Genomic DNA, 19,482 nt, shown 5'->3' on the forward strand with positions numbered 1-19,482 from the left:
CCAAAGTTTGGGTTTCCGCCCCGCCGGGCCAATGGCTACCTTCGCACAAAAAAGCGGAACCCCGGCAATCCGTTCCATTTGTTAGAATTCGTTAAATCTGCGGTCCATGTTACGTACCCACACCTGCGGCGAGCTTCGCCCCGAACACATTGGTCAAACAGTCAGCCTGTGCGGCTGGGTGCAGCGCACCCGCGACAAAGGCTCCATTCTCTGGATTGACTTGCGCGACCGGTACGGCCTCACCCAGGTAACGCTGGAAGAAGGCGTGGAAGCCGACGCCGTGCGCGAAACCGCCCGCCACCTCGGCCGCGAGTTTGTGCTGCAAGTAACCGGCAACGTGGTGGAGCGCCACTCCAAAAACGACAAAATGCCCACCGGCGCCATCGAGGTGCGCCCCACCACGCTGGAAATCCTCAACCCCGCCAAGCTCCCGCCCTTCCTCATCGAAGACGACACCGACGGCGGCGACGACCTGCGGATGAAGTACCGCTACCTCGACCTGCGCCGCACTCCCGTGCGCAACAACCTGGTGCTGCGCCACCGCATGGCCCAGGCCGTGCGCCGCTACCTCGACGGCCAGGACTTCATCGAAGTGGAAACCCCGGTGCTCATCAAGAGCACGCCCGAAGGCGCCCGCGACTTCGTGGTGCCCTCGCGCATGAACCCCGGCGAGTTCTACGCCCTGCCGCAGTCGCCCCAGACGTTCAAGCAGCTGCTCATGGTGTCGGGCTTCGACCGCTACTTCCAAATCGTGAAGTGCTTCCGCGACGAAGACCTGCGCGCCGACCGCCAGCCCGAATTCACGCAGATTGACTGCGAAATGGCGTTTGTGGAGCAGGAAGACATCCTCGACATGTTCGAAGGCCTGGTGCGCTACCTGTTCAAGGAAATCAAAAACCTCGATTTTCCCACCGTGCCCCGCATGACCTACGCCGAGGCCATGCGCGACTACGGCAACGACAAGCCCGACACCCGCTTCGCCATGAAGCTCACCGACCTCACCGAAACGACGAAGGGCCAGGGCTTCCCCGTGTTCGACAACGCCGAGCTGGTGCTGGGCATCAACGCCGCCACCTGCGCCGCCTACACCCGCAAGCAAATCGACGAGCTGACCGAGTGGGTGAAGCGCCCGCAAATCGGCGCCACCGGCCTCGTCTACGCCCGCGTGGAGGCCGACGGCTCAGTGAAATCCTCGGTCGATAAGTTCTATTCGCAGGAAGAATTGCAGAAGTGGAAGGCGGCTTTCAATGCCAACCCCGGCGACCTGCTGTTGCTGCTGGCCGGCCCCGAAGCCAAAACCCGCAAAGCCGCCAGCGAACTGCGCCTCGAAATGGGCCGCCGCCTGGGCCTGCGCGACCCCCACTCGTTCTCGCCGCTGTGGGTGATTGACTTCCCGCTGCTCGAATTCAGCGAGGAGGAAAACCGCCACTTCGCCATGCACCACCCCTTCACCTCGCCCAAACCCGAGGACCTGGCCCTGCTCGACAACCCCGCCACCATCGGCCAGACGCGAGCCAACGCCTACGACCTCGTGATAAACGGCGTGGAAATCGGCGGCGGCTCCATCCGCATCCACGACCGCGCCGTGCAGGCCCGCATGTTCTCGCTGCTCGGCTTCACGCCCGAAGAAGCCCAGGCCCAGTTCGGCTTCCTGCTCGACGCCTTCGAGTACGGTGCCCCGCCCCACGGCGGCCTGGCCTTCGGCTTCGACCGCCTCTGCAGCCTCTTTGGCGGCTCGGATTCCATCCGCGACTTCATTGCCTTCCCCAAAAACAATTCCGGCCGCGACGTGATGATAGACTCGCCCTCGCCGATTGCCGACGCGCAGCTGAAGGAGCTGAGCATTAAGACCGACGTGGTGGCGAAGTAGTAGGATTTTGAATTGTGGTAAACGAGAAGCGGCGGCTGAGGAATCAGTCGCCGCTTTTTATTTATATCAATTCATTTAGCGGAATAGCAGTCCCGCCAAGATTCTTGATATAAAGAGCTGTATTCAACCAGTTCCAGCAAAAGCTTTCAAAGTCTCGGGCGCCACTGTAAGCACCTACATATTTTGATTCGGAGCGTAATTCTATTTTTCCGATTGATTCAAATTTGTCTGCAAACGAGCGTAGCAATTTTGGGCCAATAGCAACGACATCGAGTCCGGTTTTATACTGTCCGAATCCAGAGGGAATTTTCCTTCCTAATACTTCCACGTTGCTAATCTCTGCGATGTTGGGCTTGCTTGTTGCTGCATAAGTTGATGCAAGAAATCGGTACTCACTACGTCCTTGATGTTGAAATACCTCCATCAAAATAGCTGCACGATAAGCGCCGTCGGGAAGTTGGAATGTTAAAACCGTGTTTTCCTCAAAAATAAATTTTGTAACCAGTTTATATATTCTACGCTTGCGAGGCTTGGGATTAGGTGTTGATAGTTTCTCTCGCAGTTTTTCCAACTCGCGCTGGCGCTTTTGCCCTTCTTTTGCTCCGTTTTCATCCTGCCAGACTTTGACGCCTGCGCCGCGCGCAATTGCTTCATCAACTTCCGCAATGATGTCTTGCGTCAATTGCCCTGTTTGCCAAAGGGCTAGGGCATAAACGGTAATATAGATTTCGTAGTCGAAACCATCTTCTGCGTCGAAGGGCTGTTCAACGGCCGCTTTAATTTCTTGAATAGAAGCGCCGGCATCATACATTTCCATGAATGTGCTATATACATCGTGCGCTAAATCGCCGTCAATAATTTTTACTCCGTCTGTCGCCATCGATTTGTATCTGCTTTTTGTATACCCAACGCAATGATAGGAAGCTTTAGAAACAGAAAGCGGCGACTGATATTTCAGTCGCCGCTTTTTTATAATCGAACTACCCTGAGTTGCGAAGTGCTGACACCGCAAAACGCCCGGTTCACCGTGCAACGACCCTGACTAAACGAAGAGGCAACCGTTGCTCCTGAGGCGCCGAGTAGGTTTGTATCACTTAAACGCCTCACGACTCGCACCCATGACCAAATTTTACTTCTTCGCCGCTGTTGTTCTGTTCTGGGTTACGCTGAGCGCCTCCTTGATGCGCGTGCAGTTGGCTTCTTCGCCCGTCTACAAAATGCGCGTGCCCACCTACCGTTCCATGCCCATTCGTTCCACGGCTGTGGTGCGGGTACCGGGCGTGGCCACCACCGCTTCCTATAACTAACACCCTGCCGAGTAATTCGGAACCAACTATACATACAATCAGCACCGTAGTATCTCCCGCCAGCTATACTTCCTATTGATATAAAAAGAGCCGTGCCCGAAAGGCGCGGCTCTTTTGCGTTTTGGGCACCACGGCTGAACGGCTGCGGCGCTAGCGCCAAGCCAGGGTCTCTTTGAACTCCACCGGGTACATGTTCAGGTATTGCACGATGCGCGGGTAAGTGCTGCGGTTGGGGCTGCTGCCGTGCGGCAGCGCGTGGTGCCAAATCACGAAGTCGCCGGCCTCGGCCGCAATGGGCACGGCCAGGTCGTCCAGGTTTACCCGGCGCGGGTCGGTGCCGGGCGGCAAGTCGGCCAGCCAGCTTTCCAGCTGGCGGTGGAAGCCCGGCACGCAGCAAAAGGCACCTTGCTCGGCCGGCGTATCGCAGAGGTACAGCAGGCCTTGCGTGCCGAAGCGGAAGGGCGGTTCCAGGCTCATGTCCCAGTGCAGGTGCGGCCCCGGGAAGTGGTAGAGCTTGGTCTCGGGCGGGTTGAGGCTGGTGCGGTCGGTGGTTTTCCACAGGTCGGCGGTGTGCCACAGCTGCGCAAAAGCCTTCTGAATTCGCTTCGATTGCCGGTTGGCCAGCAGGGTAGGATGGTGGTAAAAATCCATCATAATGCCCTTGCCAATGGGTTTTTGGTACCAGGTGGCAGGGTCGAGCGGGTCCATGCCAAGCGCTTCCCACACCGCCAGCTCGGTGGCCCGCGCCTGTTCTTTCGAGACGGCGCCGCGCACCACCACGTACCCGTGCTCGTCCCAAAACGCTAAGTCCTCGGCACTCAGCACATCGGGTGCTGCTTCCACTTCGCGCAGGTTCTGCTGCAAAGCGGCCGGGTAAGGCTTGCCCATAAATAAGCTGTTGAGCCGCGCAACCTGCATCGGGTCGAGGTGGCCGCCGTTTTTGGCCAGCACCCAAGCCTCGAACTCGGCAAAAGTGGGGGCGGCATGCATCAGGTGCCGCAGGGTTTCCTCTATCGGCAGCCCCAGGCCATTCAGCAGCAGGTTGTCGAACCGCCAGTTCTGCTCTGTTGGTGCTACCAACAGGCCATTGCGCCGGGCCAGCACCTGCGACCAGTACCGTTTCAGATACATCACCCCCAGGCCACCAAGCTCCTCAGTGCCCGCCAGTGAGTCAATAGGTTTTTTCTTCAGTAGATTTTTGAACAGCATGTAACGCAGGCTTTACGGAGGCCAACCAGCGGCCGTAAATTACATAAAGCCACAAAAAAAGCGGCAACCGAACCTTCGGTTGCCGCCTATTAATCAGAGAGGGCTGCGTTAGAAGTTGCGCTCGCCCGTCTCGCGCTTGCCCAGCATCACCGAGCCCACCATGGCCGCCAGCAGCAGAATCGACGCCAACTCAAACGGCAGCGCGTATTCTTTGAAAAGCACCAGTCCCAGCCGGTCCACCATGCCGATTTGCGAATCGAAGCTGGCCGCGTCGTAGCCGGCGGGGCTCACATTGCGCAGCGCCGCCACCAGAATCAACAGTAACGAGCCGCCGGCAATGGCGGCCGCAATCTTGGCCAAGGCGGGCTTGTGGGGCTCCGTCTCTTCGTTTAGGTTCAGAAACATAATCACGAACAGGAACAGCACCATGATGGCGCCGGCGTACACGATGATGTTCACGGCCGCCAGGAACTGCGCGTTCAGCAGCAAATAGTGGCCGGAGAGCGTGAAGAACGTGAGGATGAGGAACAGCACGCTATGCACCGGGTTTTTGGCCAGCACCACGCCCAATGCACTCAGCAGGGCCACAAACGAGAGAAAGAGGAAGAGAGGGGACATGAAGGTGTCATGCTGAGCGGAGCGAAGCATCTTATCACGCTTGCGCCGCGGTGGTTAACATATTCTGACGAAGGCAGCGGTGATAAGGTGCTTCCTTCGCCAGCATGACAGGCGGTTATGCCAGTTGCGCGCGCAGCTTGTCGGCTTGCTCGGGCGTGAGCTGAATGCCGCGCTTCGAGCGGTTGTCCGGCGTCACGGGCTCCACCAGCCGGTCTTTGCCATAAATGAACTCGTCGCGCTCGAAGCGCGGCGGGGCCATTTTGTCGGCTTGCAGGTACACGGCGGCTTTTGGGCAGGCTTCTTCGCACAGGCCGCAGAAGATGCAGCGCAGCATGTTGATTTCGTAGCTTACGGCGTATTTTTCCTCGCGGTAGAGGTTTTCCTCGCCCTTCTTGCGCTCGCCGGCCACCATGGTGATGGCTTCGGCGGGGCAGGCCACGGCGCAGAGGCCGCAGGCGGTGCAGCGCTCCCGGCCGGCTTCATCGCGCTTGAGCACGTGCAGGCCGCGGAACACGGGCGAAAAGGGCCGGGTCTCGTCGGGGTAGCGGACGGTGATTTGCTTCTTGGTCGCGGCCCGGAAAAAGTGCCGCATCGTAATGGTCAGGCCCTGGAAAATGGCCGGCAGGTAAGCCCGCTCGGCGAAAGTCATGGGCTTCTTTTCGAGAACTTTGGCGCGTTTGCTAAGGGATTCCATGGTCGTTATTTAATCACGCCGAACGTAATCAGGCCGCCCGTCAGCATGATGTTGAAGATGGCCAGGGGGATGAGGATAGTCCAGCCCAGGCGCATCAGCTGGTCGTAGCGGAAGCGCGGGAGCGTCCAGCGCACCCACATGAAGAAGAAAATAAAGCCGAAGATTTTGGCGAACAAGCCCACCAGCCCGAGGATGGTGATGATGTTTTGGGCCGTCACCAGTTCCAGGCCGCGGCTCGACACCAGCCAATCGCGCAATTCGTACTGGAAGGGGAAGTTGAAGCCGCCGAAGTACAGCACGCTCATCACGGCCGACGCCACGAATACATTGATGTACTCCGCAAACAGATACAGGCCCATTTTCATGGAGCTGTACTCCGTGTGGTAGCCGCCAATCAACTCGGTTTCGCACTCGGGCAAGTCGAAAGGCGTCCGGTTGGTTTCGGCGAAGGCGCACACAATGAAGATGATAAAGCCCAGCGGCTGCTTGGCAATGTTCCAGAAGTGCCACTCGCCGGCCACCGATTGCTGCAGCGTGATTTCGCGCAGCGACAGCGTGCCCGACATCATCAGCACGGCAATCAGGGCGAGGCCCATGGCGATTTCGTAGCTAATGTTTTGCGAGGCGGCGCGGATGGCGCCCAGCAGCGAGAACTTGTTGTTCGAGGCCCAGCCGCCAATCATGATGCCGTACACGCCCAGCGACACAATGCCGAACACGTACAGCATTCCCACGTTGATTTCAATGCCCTGCAGGTGGATGATGGTATCGCCGAACTGCAGAAAATTGCCAAACGGAATTACCGCCGACGACATCAACGCCGTGACCATGGCCAAACAGGGGCCAAACACAAACAGCGCGCGGTTGGCGCCGGCCGGGAAGAATTCTTCTTTGGTGAAGAGTTTCACGGCATCGGCCAGCGGCTGCAGCAGGCCGAAGGGACCGGCGCGGTCCGGGCCCACTCGGTCTTGCAGGAATGCGGCAATTACGCGCTCAGCGTAGGTGCAATACGTGGCAATCAGCAGCGAAATGCCGAAGGTTGCCAGAACGACGAGGCCTTGCCAGCCCAGTGCGGGAAGAGTCATGTGTTGATGTGTTGATTTTTTGATGTGCTAATGTGCTGTTGGTTCCTTAACTCGTGATGTGGCCAGCACATCAGCAAATCATTCAATCAGCACATCAATCAATTAGCCATTGATGCCGCCCAAACGGAGGGGCGGGTTGCGTTCCAGCTCGCGGGTAGTGCTTTCCGGCAAGTCGGCCAGCACCTGCGGATTCACCACGGGCAACTCGTAGTGGTTGGCCGAGATAACCGAGGCGCGGTTGATGTGCGCCGGGCCTTCGAGCACCCAGTCCGAGGTTTCCTTTTTGTCGAAGCGGCAGGTGTTGCAAATCCACTCCTTCACTTCACCGTACTCGTCTTTACGGGCCGTGACGCGAAGCACGTCCTTACCTTTGTACCAGAGGGTTACCCGGCCGCCGCACTTCTCGTTCTCGCAGTTGCGGTGGGCATTCACGGGCTTCGTGAACCACACGCGCTGTTTGAAGCGGAAAGTTTTGTCGGTCAGCGCGCCCACCGGGCACACGTCGATGACGTTGCCGCTGAACTCGTTGTCAATGATGTTTTCGATGTACGTGCCGATTTCCGAGGCATCGCCGCGGCCCAGCACGCCGTGCACGCGCTCGGGAGTAAGCTGGTCGGCGGTGTACACGCAGCGGTAGCACAGGATGCAGCGCGTCATGTGCAGCTGGATGAGCGGGCCGATGTCGATTTTCTCGAAGGTGCGGCGCTCTTCCTCGTAGCGGGTGGTGCTCACGCCGTGCTCGAAGGCAAAGTCCTGCAGGCTGCACTCGCCGGCCTGGTCGCACACCGGGCAGTCGAGCGGGTGGTTGATGAGCAGCATCTCCACGATGCCTTTGCGCACATCCAGCACCTGCTGGTTGATGGTATTTTCCACCACCATGCCGTCCTGCACCGTGGTAATGCACGAGGCCACCAACTTGGGCATGGGCCGCGGGTCTTTCGTCGAACCGGCCGAAACCTTTACGAGGCAGGCGCGGCACTTGCCGCCCGAGCCCTTTAGCGGGGTGTAGTAGCACATGGCGGGCGGCACCACGCTCCCGCCAATCTGGCGGGCCGCGTTCAGGATAGTGGTTCCGTCCGGAACCTCTACCTCAATGCCGTCGAAGGTTATTTTAGCCATTGGATGGTTTTGTCATGCTGAGCTTGCGAAGCATCTTATCACGTTCGCAGTGCTCGGTTAATATCAGGTTCTGATGAAGGTAGCCGTGATAAGTTGCTTCCTTCGTCAGCATGACAGAAGTTGAAATTACGCCAACACCGGGGCGCCGCGGTAGGCCGCGCCAGGGGCAGTCGCCTCTTTGGGATTGGTCACGTGCCACTCAAACTCGTGGCGGAAATGACGCACGGCAGCCGCTACTGGCCACGCGGCGGCTTCGCCGAGCGGGCAGATGGTATTGCCTTCAATCTGCTTGGCTACGCTCACCAGTAGGTCGATGTCGTGCATCGAGCCGTGGCCGTGCTCCAAGCGGTGCAGCACTTTCTCCATCCAGCCGGTGCCCTCACGGCAGGGCGAGCACTGCCCGCACGACTCATGGTGGTAGAAGCGGCTGAAGTTCCAGGTGTTCTTCACAATGCACGTCGTTTCGTCCATCGCAATGAAGCCGCCGGAGCCCAGCATAGTGCCCGTCACGAAGCCGCCGTCACTCAGCGACTCGTAAGTCATCAGGCGGTTTTCGCCGGCCGCAGTTTTCAGAATGAGTTCTTTGGGCAAAATCGGCACGGACGAACCCCCAGCCACTACAGCTTTCAGGTCACGGCCTTTCCAAATGCCGCCGCAATACTCATCGGAGTAGATGAATTCCTCCACCGGCACGCCGAGCTCGATTTCGTAGATTCCGGGCTTGTTCAAGTGGCCGCAAGCCGAAATCAGCTTGGTGCCCGTGCTTTTGCCCACGCCCAGCTTGGCGTACTCGTCGCCGCCTTCGTTCACAATCGGAACGACAGCCGCGATGGTTTCCACGTTGTTTACCACCGTGGGGCGGGCGTAGAGGCCCTGCACAGCGGGGAACGGCGGCTTGTTGCGCGGGTTGCCGCGCTTGCCTTCCAAGGATTCCAGTAGCGCGGTTTCTTCGCCGCAGATGTAGGCGCCGGCACCGGGGTGCACGTGCAAATCCAAGGAGTAGCCCGAGCCGAGGATGTTCTTACCCAGGAAACCGGCTGCATAGGCTTCAGCAATGGCCTTTTCCAGAATGCGCAGCACGTACAACAACTCGCCGCGGATGTAGATGTAGCTGGTGCGCGCGCCCAAGGCGTAGCTGCCCGTAATCATGCCCTCGATGAGCAGGTGGGGCAGTTTCGACATCAACTGCCGGTCCTTGAAGGTGCCCGGCTCCGATTCGTCGGCGTTGCAGACGAGGTAGCGCGGCACGCCCTCGGGCTTGGCCAGGAAGCTCCACTTCATGCCCGTGGGGAAGCCTGCGCCGCCGCGGCCCCGCAGGCCCGACTTCTTCACTTCTTCCACCACTTCGTCGGGCGTCATGGTTTTGAGCGCCTTCTCCACGGAGCGGTACCCGCCGTGCTTGCGGTACACCTCGAAGGTATTGATGCCTTCGACGTTGATATGTTCAGTTAATAGCTTGCGGCCCATAGTGGTAAGCGTTGTGCTGATGGCCAGCCGATTAGTAGTTCTTCAAGGAGTTGGGCAGGCCCGTTTCTTCCCATGGCAAAATGGGACGGTGCACCAGGCTCTTCAATTCGCTGAGCATGGCGTCCACCGCTTCCGGCGTATCGAGCTGCTCGTAGTATTTCTCACGTACCTGCACGATGGGAGCGAAGCCGCAGGCGGCCAGGCATTCCACTTCTTTCAGGGTGAAGGTACCGTCGGGCGAGGTGCCGCCGACCTTAGCGCCAGTGATGCGCTCCAAGTGGGCAGTCAGCTCGTCGGAGCCGCGCAGCATGCAGGGGCCCGTGCGGCAGATTTCCAGCACGTGCTTGCCCACCGGCTTGAGGTTGTATTGGGTGTAGAACGTGGCCACCTCGTACACTTCAATCGGCTTGATTTTCAGCGTTTCGGCAACCAAGTCTTGCACTTCGGGGCTTACCCAACCGCCGAACTCGGCTTGCGCAATGTGCAGAATCGGCAACAGGGCCGACTTACTCCGGTCTTCCGGGTAGTGCGTGAGCAGGCGCTTGATTTCCGCTTGCGCGGCGGGAGAAAATTGCGGTTTGGTGGGCGCGGTGGTCGGCTCCATATCAGTCAGATTCACAGAAAACTAGGCGTCCAGCTCGCCGGCGATGACGTTCATGGACGAGAGAATGACAATGGCGTCCGACAGCGTCGTGCCCACGGCCATTTCGGGATAAGCTTGGTAATAGATAAAGCACGGCCGGCGGAAGTGCAGGCGGTAGGGCGTGCGGCCACCGTCCGAAATCAGGTAGAAGCCCAACTCGCCGTTGCCGCCTTCCACGGAGTGATATACCTCACCCACCGGGGCGTCAATCTCGCCCATGATGATTTTGAAATGGTAAATCAGGGCCTCCATGTTCTTGTACACTTCCTGCTTGGCGGGCAGGTAGTAGTGCGGCGCATCGGCGTGGTAGGGGCCTTCGGGCAGGTTCTCCAGCGCTTGCTTGATGATGCGCAGGCTCTGCCAGATTTCCTCGTTGCGGACGATGAAACGGTCGTAGGTATCACCGTTGGTGCCCACCGGAATATCGAACTCGAAGTCCTCGTAGGAAGAGTAGGGGTTCATGGCGCGCACGTCGTAGTCGACGCCGGCGGCCCGCAGGTTGGGGCCGGTGAAGCCATAGTTCAACGCCTTTTCCGCCGAAATCGGGCCCACGTTCACCACGCGGTCCATGAAAATGCGGTTGCGGTTGAACATCGACTCAAACTCCTTCATCACGGCTGGGAAGGTTTTCAGCCAGTCGCGCAGCTTCTGCAGCGCCACCGGCGAGAAATCCCGTTCCATGCCGCCCACGCGGCCCATGTTGGTGGTCAGGCGCGAGCCGCACACCTCCTCGTAAATTTCGTAAATCTTCTCGCGCTCCTGGAACACGTACAGGAAGCCGGTGAAGGCACCGGTGTCCACGCCCAGAATCGAGTTGCAGATGAGGTGGTCGGCAATGCGGGCCAACTCCATCATAATCACGCGCATATACTGCGCCCGCTTGGGCACGGTCACGCCGAGCAGCTTCTCCACCGTCATGTGCCAGCCCATGTTGTTGATGGGCGACGAACAGTAGTTCATCCGGTCGGTGAGCGGCGTAATTTGGTAGAACGGCCGGCGCTCCGCAATTTTCTCAAACGCGCGGTGGATGTAGCCGATGGTGGGCACGCCCGACACAATCCGCTCGCCATCCATTTGCAGGATGTTTTGGAAGATGCCGTGCGTGGCCGGGTGCGTGGGGCCCAGGTTCAGCGTCGTCAGCTCCTGGCTGAAGTCGTTGAGCAGGGGCATGAGCTGGCCGTGGCGCTGCGCGGCGGCCTCCTCGTGGATTTTATGGGTGCCTTCCAGCGTGTCGTTTACTGCCATGATAAGGGTATCAGGGGCCTAGCGGCCGAAAAACAGGTCGGTTTTGTCTTCGCGGGTACCGTCCTCGAGCGGGTATTCCTTCCGCATGGGGTGGTAGTCCATGTCCTCCACGTTGAGGATGCGAATGAGATTGGGGTGGCCGGTGAAGATGACGCCGTAGAAATCGTAGGCCTCGCGTTCCATCCAGTTGGCGGTGGCGTAGAGGTCGGTCAGCGTCGGCACCACCGGGTCGGCGATGGGGAAGAAGATTTTAATCCGCAGGCGGATGTTCTGCGTCAGGCTGTGCAGGTGGTAAATCATGCCCAGCTCCTTGCCCTCGTTCTCGGGGTAATTGATGCCGCACATGGTGGTCAGGAAATGAAACTTGATTTCCTGGTCCTGCTGCAAGCCGGCCACGATGTCGTGGATGCGCTCCCGCGTGGTGGTCACCGTGAGCAGGCCGTGGGGCTCCTCCACATCGGTGAACGTGGCCTCGCCAAACAACTTATGCAGCAAAGCCAGCACCCGCGCATTCTGGACCTTAATCGGGTCTTCGGCAACTGGAGCTTCGGGAGCGGCGGCAGATTCCTGAGGATTCATTCGGGGTTGTTGCTAGTTGTCAGTTGCTGGTTGTCAGTTGTCAGTTTATAAGAAGCCTAACAACTGACAACGAGCAACTAGCAACCAAGTTACTTGATGTTGTAGGACGCCAGCAGGGCCTGATACTCGGGCGCGTTGCGGCGGCGGAAAGATTCGTTTTTGGCGAGGTCCTGCACGCGCATCAGGCCGTCGAGCACTTGCTCGGGGCGGGGCGGGCAGCCGGGCACGTACACGTCGACCGGGATGATGCGGTCGATGCCTTGCAGCACCGAGTACGAGTCGAAGATGCCGCCTGAGCAGGCGCAGGCGCCCATGGCCAGCACCCAGCGGGGCTCGGCCATCTGCTCGTACACCTGCTTCACGATGGGGGCCATTTTCTTGGCGATGGTGCCCATCACCATGAGCAAATCGGCCTGGCGGGGCGAGAAGCTGGGCCGCTCGGAGCCAAAGCGCGAGATGTCGTAGTGCGAGCCCATGGTGGCCATGAACTCGATGCCGCAGCAGGAGGTGGCGAAGGGCAAGGGCCAGAGCGAGTTGGCGCGGGCAATGCCCACCACTTTCTCCAGCGAGGTGGCAAAGAAGCCAGCGCCTTCAACGCCCTCGGGGGCCTCAACCGTTTTAATTTCTGGAACGCGGGTATCCATAGGGGAGATGAGTCAGATTGGACGGCCTAATGGCCTAGTTGCCAACACCAGCAGCGCGGCAAAAGTTTGGGCGAATTAGGCTTCGTTCCAGCGCAGGATGCCCTTTTTGATGATGTAGAGAAAGCCCGCCAGCAGGAAGAACATGAACAGGACCATGGCAATGAAGCCATCGTTGCCCAAGGCGCGGAAGTTCACCGCCCACGGGTACATGAAGATGACCTCGACGTCAAACAACACGAACACGATGGCCGTGAGGAAGTATTTCACCGAAATCGGCGTGCGGGCGTTGCCTACCGACTCGATGCCGCACTCGAAGGCTTCGTTTTTTACCTTGCTGGTGCGCTTAGGGCCCACCAAGTGCGACACAATCATGGCGAACGCCACAAACGCCAGCGCCAGACCGAATTGAATAAGAATGGGCAGGTAATCAGAAGGCTGATAATTGGCAGCCGATTGAATCAAGAACATAGCGGAAAATTTAGAAGGTAGCAGCACCCGTGGGCGCTGAAGGGCAAAGGTAGCGCCTACGGGTTAGGGGCGCAATGTTAAGGCAGAAGCGGCGGCAGGTGTTTGGTAAGCAACAACCCAATTGCTGCGACAAACCGGGCATCCGACTGTAGGGCATACGAGCAAATTGGGCCGAATGCGTAAGCTCAACATTGACGGCGTTGCGTGATTTAAAAGTTGGGTTGATGTAATTTGCTAAGGATAAATACGCTTTTTGGTAGTAATTTAACTTATTATACATCGTTTCGGGGCTGTTGGGCCTGATGCGCAGTACCATTTCTACCCATGTCAGAGCGCGAAGTGCCCTTGTCCGAACCGACGTTGTCGTATGCCGACCTGGCGAAGCGCGAACACCAGCTTTCGGTGATTTTTAACACCATTGCCGACGTCACGTTTGTGTTGAGCGTGGAAGATGACGGCCGCTACCGCTTCATTTTCGCCAACAGCGCTTTTGAGAAAGCCACGGGAGTGCCGGTAGAAAAAGTGGCCGGCAGCTACGTGAGTGACGTTATTCCGGAGCCTTCGCTGAGCCTGGTGCTCACCAAATACGAAGAAGCCATCCGCACCTCGCAGCGGGTGAGCTGGCTGGAAACCTCTGACTATCCCACCGGCCGCGTGACGGGCGAAGTGAGCGTGACGCCGGTGCACGACGAAGCCGGCCGCTGCTACCAGCTGGTGGGCGTGGTGCACGACCTCACCAAGGAAAAGCAGGCCGAAGAGCGCCAGCTCCTGCTCACGGAACAACTCGTGCAGCAAAATTCCGACCTGCAGCAGTTCACGTACATCGTGTCGCACAACCTGCGGGCCCCGCTGGCCAATGCCTTGGGCTTTACCGATTTGCTGTCGCGGCTAGACAAACGCTCCGATACGTTTGACGTGTCGTTGCAGCACCTGCGCACCAGCATTCAACAGCTCGACCAGGTGATGATGGACGTGAACAACATTCTGTCGCTGCGCGACTCGCAGGACGGCTACCGGCCCGAACCCGTGCCCGTGGCCGCCGTGTGCCAGCAGGCGCTGCTCAGCCTGCAGGAGGCATTGCGGGACTGCGGCGGCCAGCTGCACAACGCCATCCCGGCAACGCTGCACGTGGCGGGCAGCCGGGCCTATTTCCACAGCATTTTCCACAATCTGATTTCCAACGCCATCAAGTACCGCTCCGACGCGCGGCCATTGCAGATTGACATAGCGGCGGCCCAGGACCCGCGCCTGGGCACCATCCTCACGGTGCGCGACAACGGCTCCGGGTTCGACCAGGAGAAGGCGAGCGATAATATTTTTCAGCTGTACCGTCGCTTTCACGGCGGCACGGGTACTGCCGGGCGCGGCATCGGCCTTTTCCTGGTGAAGGCCCACGCAGAAGCCATGGGCGGGGCTATTTCCGTTCGGAGCCGCCTCGACGAAGGCACCGAATTTACCCTTCATTTCAGGCCCCGTGCGGATGAAAACCTACCTCATTGACGACGACAACCTTGCCACCTACCTCACCGAGCAGCTCCTGCGGGCCGAAGGATTTTCCAACACCATCTGCACGTTCCAATCGGCCCAAAAAGCGCTGGACAAGCTGCTGATGCGGGCGAAGGAAAATCTGATGCCCCAAGTGGTTTTTCTGGACTTGAACATGCCCGAAATGGACGGCTGGCAGTTTCTGGATGCCCTCGCACCCTACGAAGAAGAATTGCGGGGGCACTGCGCCATCTACATCCTCACGTCGTCGCTGGCCCTGGCCGACCTCGAAAAATCGAAGGAATACGACTTGGTGGCGGGCCTGATTCACAAGCCGCTGGACAGCGGCGAAATCCGGGCCATCCAGTCGAAATTAGGAGGCGACGCGGACGCTGAATGACTCTCAGCCAGATTCACTATTGACATGAAAAAGCCGCCTCCGGTGAAAGAGACGGCTTTTTTGTGGCTAACTGACAAGGCCCTTACAACCCTTTGTCGCGGTTCAAATCCTCGGCCGGCTCCGAGCCCAGGAAGGGGTAGCGGTAGTCCGTGACGGGTACAAAGGTCTCCTTGATGGCGCGGGGCGACACCCAACGGATGAGGTTGAGTTGCGAGCCGGCTTTGTCGTTGGTGCCGGAAGCGCGGGCCCCGCCGAAGGGCTGCTGGCCCACCACGGCGCCAGTAGGCTTGTCGTTGATGTAGAAGTTGCCGGCCGAGTTTTGCAGGCTCTTGCTGGCCAGGTCGATGGCGTACCGGTCCTGGGCAAACACGGCGCCGGTGAGGGCGTAGGGCGAGGTGGTGTCCACCAACTCCAGCGTTTCTTCGAACTGGTTCTCGTCGTAAATGTGCACCGTGAGCACGGGGCCGAACAGCTCCTCGCACATGGTCACGTACTTGGGGTCTTTGGCCACGATGACGGTGGGCTCGATGAAATAGCCCTTCGACTTGTCATAATTGCCGCCGGCAATGATTTCCACGTTCGGGTCGGCCTTGGCGTTGTCGAGGTACTTGGCCAGCTTATCGAAGGACACCTCGCTGATAACGGCGTTGATGAAATTGCCGAAGTCTTCCACGTCGCCCATCTTGAAGGAGGCGAGGTCTTCCTTCACGTAGCCGAGGATTTCCTGGGCCGTGTTGGATGGCAGGTAGACGCGCGAAGCGGCCGAGCACTTCTGGCCCTGGTACTCGAAAGCGCCCCGGCTCATGGCCACGGCCACGGCTTTGGGGTGAGCCGAGTGGTGGGCGAGGATGAAGTCTTTGCCGCCGGTTTCGCCCACGATGCGCGGGTAGGACTTGTAGAGGTGAATGTTCTGACCGATGGTCTTCCAGATGTTCTGGAACACGCCGGTGGAGCCGGTGAAGTGGATGCCAGCAAAGTCGCGGTGCGAGAAAATGACGTCGCCGGCCGTGGGGCCGTCCACATACACCAAGTTGATGACGCCATCGGGCACGCCGGCTTCCTTGAATAGCTCCATCAGCACCTGGGCCGAATAAATCTGGGTGTTGGCGGGCTTCCAGACGATGACGTTGCCCATCATGGCCGCCGACGAAGGCAGGTTGCCGGCGATGGACGTAAAGTTGAACGGCGTGAGGGCGAACACGAAGCCTTCCAGGGCGCGGTGCTCCACGCGGTTCCACATGCCGGGCAGGCTCTCGGGCTGCTGCTTGTAGATTTCCTGCATGTAGTACACGTTGAAGCGGAAGAAGTCAATCAGTTCACAGGCGGCGTCGATTTCGGCCTGGAAGGCGTTCTTACTCTGGCCCAGCATGGTGGCCGCGTTGATGCGGGCGCGGTAGGGGCCGGCCAGCAAATCGGCGGCCTTGAGGAACACGGCGGCGCGGTGCTCCCAGGGCAGCTCGGCCCAGGCGGTGCGGGCAGCCAGCGCGGCGTCGATGGCCAGCTGCACGTGGCTGGCGTCGCCGGCGTGGAAGTGGGCGATGGTGCGCTGGTGGTCATGGGGCGGGGCAATGCGCTCCAGCTTGCCCGTCCGCACCTGCTTGCCGCCGATGTACATCGGAATGTCCAGCTCCAGCCCGCGCAGGCTCTTGAGCTGCTGCTGCAGCTCCAGCCGCTCTTTCGAGCCGGGCGCGTAGCCCTTCACGGGTTCGTTAATCGGGTAGGGGACGTTAAAAAAGGCGTTGGCCATAAGGGTTCGGGTTAGGTTTGGGAAGGTTTAGGGTGGGATGGGGCAAAGGTAGGATGATACTATAACAGCTATAGTGGATAGCCCACATGCCAAGGAGCATTAAATGATTCAGGGCCGACTTCAAGTTGTAACAACAAAGCATATAGCTCAGCAACATCAGCAACGTAATAGCTAGTTTGGGCTACAATTGCCAAATCTTCGTCTCCATCTTCAGCATACTTATTCAGTAGTGCCATATCAAACTCAATATCAGAAACGTGATAAAGGTGTGGTGGCTGCGCTACGACGCTCCATCTCTTAACATCAATCATGACCCAGCGTTTCTGATTGCTTGCTGATGCCCGGGCTATTGCTGCAATTGGTTTTTGCAGCATATCAATTCGATTCCAAACTTTGACTGGAATAGTTTTCATCTTTGAGATGCTACAGCCGCTTCAGCAGCTCGCGCACCTGCCGCTCCAAGTCCTGATACGAGCCCGTGTTGTGCAGCACGTAGTCAAAATTGGGGTAAGTATCCATTGATACTTCGCTGGGGTGGTTGTCGTCGCGGGTGCCGTCGCCGCGCTGCTGCAGCGGGTCGCCTTCCACGCGCAGCATGATGCCGCCGCGCGCCCGGATGGGGTCGGCCTCGTTGGCGTAGCGCACGTCAGGCACCAGCACGCAGGCATCGTGCGGCAGCGCGGCAAAGAAGGCATCGACCCACACCAACGGCTCCCACTGGCGCAGGGCTTCGCCCACCTGCTGCAGCATTTCGCCCCGGGTGCGCCGGAACGTGGGCACCAGCTCAGCCTTGCCTTTTTGCGAGTAATAGGGGGCCACGTCCTCGCCCGTGAGGGCGGCGCAGACCGATTTGATGGAGTCGCCGAACGAGCGGACCTGCCAGAGGCGTTCGGGCTGCAGCTGCTGAATGAGCCGGGCCACGGTGTCTTTGCCGCTGCCCCGGCGGCCGGAGAGGCCAATGAGGTGAATCATAAAACAATACTGAGACTTGCAACATTGAGACACGGGACATGAGAATGTAAGCAGTACTTCGTTTGCCTCCCGCTTCTCGTGTCTAAATGTCTCAAATCTCTTATTACAAAAACCCTTTCAACTCGCTCAGGCAGCTGATTTCGTGCGTGGTTTGGGCGAAGTGGCGGCGCTTGTCGGGGTTGAAATAGACCTGGTCGATGCCGGCATTGAACGCGCCCAGCACGTCGCATTCCAGGTTGTCGCCTATCATCAGGCTTTCGGCGGCCGTGGCGCCGGTGTGCTGCAGGGCGTGCTGAAACATGCGCGGGTCGGGCTTGAGGTGGCCGCTGTGCTCGGAGGTGATGACCGACTCGAAGTAGTGCGTCAGGTTCGAGGAGGCCAGCTTGGTGGCCTGAATATCGTTGAAGCCGTTGGTGATGAGGTGCATCCGGTACTTGGGCTTCAGGTAGTCGAGCACCTCGTGGGTGTAGGGAAACACCGCCGACTTCAGCGGCAGAATGTCCGTAAACTCGGCCGAGATGGTGGCGGGCACGTCGGCGTCCGGCACGCCCAACTTGCTGAGCGTGCGCGAGAAACGCACGTCGCGCAGCTGCGTTTGCGAAATTTTGCCACTCTGGTACATGCGCCACAGCGCGTGGTTGATGTCGCTGTACACCCGAATGAATTCCTCCACCGTGAACGTGCCAAACCGCGCAAAATCGTGCCGCGCGTAGAGCGTGCGCAGCGTTTCGTTGGCGTTTTTCTCGAAGTCCCACAGCGTGTGGTCGAGGTCGAAGAACAGGTGGCGGTATTTCATAAGTAGTTGTCAGTTGCTGGTTGTCAGTTGTTGGTTACCGTTTCAGAGAATCTGACAACTAATAACCAGCAACTGACAACCAATCTAAATCGAGCCGGCCAGCGCCATGCTGAGCACGCCCGCCAGCATGATGCCTTTGCACCACGCGCTGAGGTAATGAAAATGCCGGCGCCGGTCGGCGCGAATGAGCAGGCGCACCAGCTGGGCCATGGGCAGCAACACCAGCACCACCAGCCAGGTGCCCAGCGGCCAGTGGCCGCCCGCAAACAACCGGGCCGTGGCCCCCAAGGTTAGCAGCGCCAGGCAGCCCAGGAAAAAGCCCGTGACCCATTTGGTGCGGGCCACGCCCCACACCAGCGGCAGCGTGCGGCAGCCGTGCTGGGCGTCGCCCTTCATGTCTTCCACGTCTTTCACAATCTCGCGCACCATAGTGAGCAAGAAGGCGGCCAGCGCGTAGGGCCACACCACGCTGTGGCTGTCGTGGCGAGCCAGCTGCCATTGCAGCTCGGGCAGCAGCACCAGCGCCGCCGTGAGCGTGGCAATGCTGGCGTTGCCCACCAAGGCCACGCGCTTGAACCGCGCCGAATAGCCCCACAGCAGCAGCGCCGTGCCCAGCGTGACCAGCCCCAGCACCGGGTGCAGCCAGCCGGCCAGCAGCACGCCCGCGCCGCTCAGCAGCATGTGGGCCAGCATGGCCTTGCGCCGGTTCACCACGCGGCCCACCACCAGCCGGTCGGGCCGGTTGATGGCGTCAATCTTCACGTCGTAGTAGTCGTTGATGATGTAGCCGGCCGCCGCCACCAGCAGCGCCGCCAGCACCAGCGCCCCGAAGCGCGGCGCCAGCAACGACTCCCGCAGCGGCGCCTGCGGCAGCAGCAGCCCGGCCCGCACCAGCACCATGCACAGCAGCATTATCAGCAGGTTGGGCCAGCGCACCAGCGTGGGCAGGGCCGTGCGCAGCCGCTCGGCCGGAAGCGAGGGCACGGCGGCGGTGGGCGGCTTGGGCGGAAGCGGGGGCATGGCGGAGCGGGCAGGCAAGGTGCAAAGGTCGGGCACAGCGGCGGGCCGGCCGGCCGGGCCATAAAAAAAGCTTCTCCGGGAAGGAGAAGCTTTTGCTGGGGGCACCAGCCACTG

21 protein-coding genes are annotated in these 19,482 nt (G+C 59.5%); 4 read left to right on the forward strand and 17 right to left on the reverse strand.

The window, feature by feature from the left end:
- Nucleotides 1-106 precede the first annotated feature (106 nt).
- Nucleotides 107-1,870 carry an aspartate--tRNA ligase gene (gene aspS, locus IC234_RS04585; RefSeq protein ID WP_190922686.1) on the forward strand — a complete coding sequence of 588 codons (1,764 nt, stop codon included), beginning with the start codon at nucleotides 107-109 and terminating at the stop codon, nucleotides 1,868-1,870.
- Nucleotides 1,871-1,931: 61 nt separating this feature from the next.
- On the opposite strand, the gene IC234_RS04590 is transcribed toward aspS, so the two are convergent.
- A complete protein-coding gene (locus tag IC234_RS04590) occupies nucleotides 1,932-2,750 on the reverse strand; it encodes a hypothetical protein (RefSeq protein ID WP_190922687.1) in 819 nt (272 codons plus the stop codon).
- A gap of 238 nt (nucleotides 2,751-2,988) precedes the next feature.
- Between IC234_RS04590 and IC234_RS04595 the strand changes: the two genes are divergently transcribed.
- On the forward strand, nucleotides 2,989-3,177 hold the full coding sequence (locus IC234_RS04595) for a hypothetical protein (protein WP_190922688.1): 189 nt from the start codon (nucleotides 2,989-2,991) through the stop codon (nucleotides 3,175-3,177).
- Between the two features lie 150 nt (nucleotides 3,178-3,327).
- Here IC234_RS04595 and IC234_RS04600 read toward each other — a convergent pair whose 3' ends face one another.
- From IC234_RS04600 to IC234_RS04650, 11 genes are all read right to left on the reverse strand, one after another.
- A complete protein-coding gene (locus IC234_RS04600) occupies nucleotides 3,328-4,386 on the reverse strand; it encodes a phytanoyl-CoA dioxygenase family protein (protein ID WP_223827496.1) in 1,059 nt (352 codons plus the stop codon).
- Between the two features lie 108 nt (nucleotides 4,387-4,494).
- The gene (locus tag IC234_RS04605; RefSeq protein WP_190922689.1) at nucleotides 4,495-5,004 is read right to left on the reverse strand and encodes an NADH-quinone oxidoreductase subunit J family protein; all 510 of its coding nucleotides are present in this window, start codon (nucleotides 5,002-5,004) and stop codon (nucleotides 4,495-4,497) included.
- 115 nt (nucleotides 5,005-5,119) lie between these two features.
- The gene (locus IC234_RS04610; protein WP_190922690.1) at nucleotides 5,120-5,698 is read right to left on the reverse strand and encodes a NuoI/complex I 23 kDa subunit family protein; all 579 of its coding nucleotides are present in this window, start codon (nucleotides 5,696-5,698) and stop codon (nucleotides 5,120-5,122) included.
- Between the two features lie 5 nt (nucleotides 5,699-5,703).
- Nucleotides 5,704-6,783 carry an NADH-quinone oxidoreductase subunit NuoH gene (gene nuoH, locus IC234_RS04615; RefSeq protein WP_190922691.1) on the reverse strand — a complete coding sequence of 360 codons (1,080 nt, stop codon included), beginning with the start codon at nucleotides 6,781-6,783 and terminating at the stop codon, nucleotides 5,704-5,706.
- 102 nt (nucleotides 6,784-6,885) lie between these two features.
- Nucleotides 6,886-7,902 (reverse strand): 2Fe-2S iron-sulfur cluster-binding protein, encoded by a 1,017-nt coding sequence (locus IC234_RS04620; protein ID WP_190922692.1) that lies wholly within the window; start codon nucleotides 7,900-7,902, stop codon nucleotides 6,886-6,888.
- A gap of 126 nt (nucleotides 7,903-8,028) precedes the next feature.
- Nucleotides 8,029-9,369 (reverse strand): NADH-quinone oxidoreductase subunit NuoF, encoded by a 1,341-nt coding sequence (gene nuoF / locus IC234_RS04625; RefSeq protein WP_190922693.1) that lies wholly within the window; start codon nucleotides 9,367-9,369, stop codon nucleotides 8,029-8,031.
- A gap of 31 nt (nucleotides 9,370-9,400) precedes the next feature.
- Nucleotides 9,401-9,973, reverse strand: coding sequence for an NADH-quinone oxidoreductase subunit NuoE family protein (locus IC234_RS04630; RefSeq protein WP_190922694.1), 573 nt, complete (start codon nucleotides 9,971-9,973; stop codon nucleotides 9,401-9,403).
- Nucleotides 9,974-9,994: 21 nt separating this feature from the next.
- Nucleotides 9,995-11,182 carry an NADH dehydrogenase (quinone) subunit D gene (locus IC234_RS04635; RefSeq protein ID WP_046244293.1) on the reverse strand — a complete coding sequence of 396 codons (1,188 nt, stop codon included), beginning with the start codon at nucleotides 11,180-11,182 and terminating at the stop codon, nucleotides 9,995-9,997.
- 93 nt (nucleotides 11,183-11,275) lie between these two features.
- The gene (locus tag IC234_RS04640; RefSeq protein ID WP_190922695.1) at nucleotides 11,276-11,836 is read right to left on the reverse strand and encodes an NADH-quinone oxidoreductase subunit C; all 561 of its coding nucleotides are present in this window, start codon (nucleotides 11,834-11,836) and stop codon (nucleotides 11,276-11,278) included.
- Nucleotides 11,837-11,925: 89 nt separating this feature from the next.
- Complete coding sequence (locus tag IC234_RS04645) at nucleotides 11,926-12,480, reverse strand: NADH-quinone oxidoreductase subunit B (RefSeq protein ID WP_092674994.1); 555 nt, start codon at nucleotides 12,478-12,480, stop codon at nucleotides 11,926-11,928.
- Nucleotides 12,481-12,555: 75 nt separating this feature from the next.
- Nucleotides 12,556-12,948, reverse strand: coding sequence for an NADH-quinone oxidoreductase subunit A (locus tag IC234_RS04650; protein ID WP_190922696.1), 393 nt, complete (start codon nucleotides 12,946-12,948; stop codon nucleotides 12,556-12,558).
- A 324-nt stretch (nucleotides 12,949-13,272) separates the two neighbouring features.
- Between IC234_RS04650 and IC234_RS04655 the strand changes: the two genes are divergently transcribed.
- Nucleotides 13,273-14,448: a sensor histidine kinase gene (locus tag IC234_RS04655; protein WP_190922697.1), complete on the forward strand. Its 1,176-nt coding sequence runs from the start codon at nucleotides 13,273-13,275 to the stop codon at nucleotides 14,446-14,448.
- Nucleotides 14,429-14,833 (forward strand): response regulator, encoded by a 405-nt coding sequence (locus IC234_RS04660; protein WP_190922698.1) that lies wholly within the window; start codon nucleotides 14,429-14,431, stop codon nucleotides 14,831-14,833. Before IC234_RS04655 ends, IC234_RS04660 begins: the two co-directional genes overlap by 20 nt.
- 82 nt (nucleotides 14,834-14,915) lie before the next feature.
- On the opposite strand, the gene pruA is transcribed toward IC234_RS04660, so the two are convergent.
- The 5 genes from pruA to IC234_RS04685 form a co-directional block, all read right to left on the reverse strand.
- Nucleotides 14,916-16,580 (reverse strand): L-glutamate gamma-semialdehyde dehydrogenase, encoded by a 1,665-nt coding sequence (pruA, locus tag IC234_RS04665; protein WP_190922699.1) that lies wholly within the window; start codon nucleotides 16,578-16,580, stop codon nucleotides 14,916-14,918.
- 68 nt (nucleotides 16,581-16,648) lie between these two features.
- On the reverse strand, nucleotides 16,649-16,993 hold the full coding sequence (locus tag IC234_RS04670; protein WP_190922700.1) for a hypothetical protein: 345 nt from the start codon (nucleotides 16,991-16,993) through the stop codon (nucleotides 16,649-16,651).
- Between the two features lie 10 nt (nucleotides 16,994-17,003).
- Nucleotides 17,004-17,552, reverse strand: a complete 549-nt coding sequence (locus tag IC234_RS04675) for a hypothetical protein (RefSeq protein WP_190922701.1) — start codon at nucleotides 17,550-17,552, stop codon at nucleotides 17,004-17,006.
- A 103-nt stretch (nucleotides 17,553-17,655) separates the two neighbouring features.
- The gene (locus tag IC234_RS04680; RefSeq protein ID WP_190922702.1) at nucleotides 17,656-18,348 is read right to left on the reverse strand and encodes a YjjG family noncanonical pyrimidine nucleotidase; all 693 of its coding nucleotides are present in this window, start codon (nucleotides 18,346-18,348) and stop codon (nucleotides 17,656-17,658) included.
- Between the two features lie 84 nt (nucleotides 18,349-18,432).
- Nucleotides 18,433-19,368 carry a geranylgeranylglycerol-phosphate geranylgeranyltransferase gene (locus tag IC234_RS04685; protein WP_190922703.1) on the reverse strand — a complete coding sequence of 312 codons (936 nt, stop codon included), beginning with the start codon at nucleotides 19,366-19,368 and terminating at the stop codon, nucleotides 18,433-18,435.
- Between the last annotated feature and the right edge of the window lie 114 nt (nucleotides 19,369-19,482).

Origin of the sequence: Hymenobacter armeniacus, from assembly GCF_014699055.1 — a bacterium.
GTDB lineage: Bacteria > Bacteroidota > Bacteroidia > Cytophagales > Hymenobacteraceae > Hymenobacter > Hymenobacter armeniacus.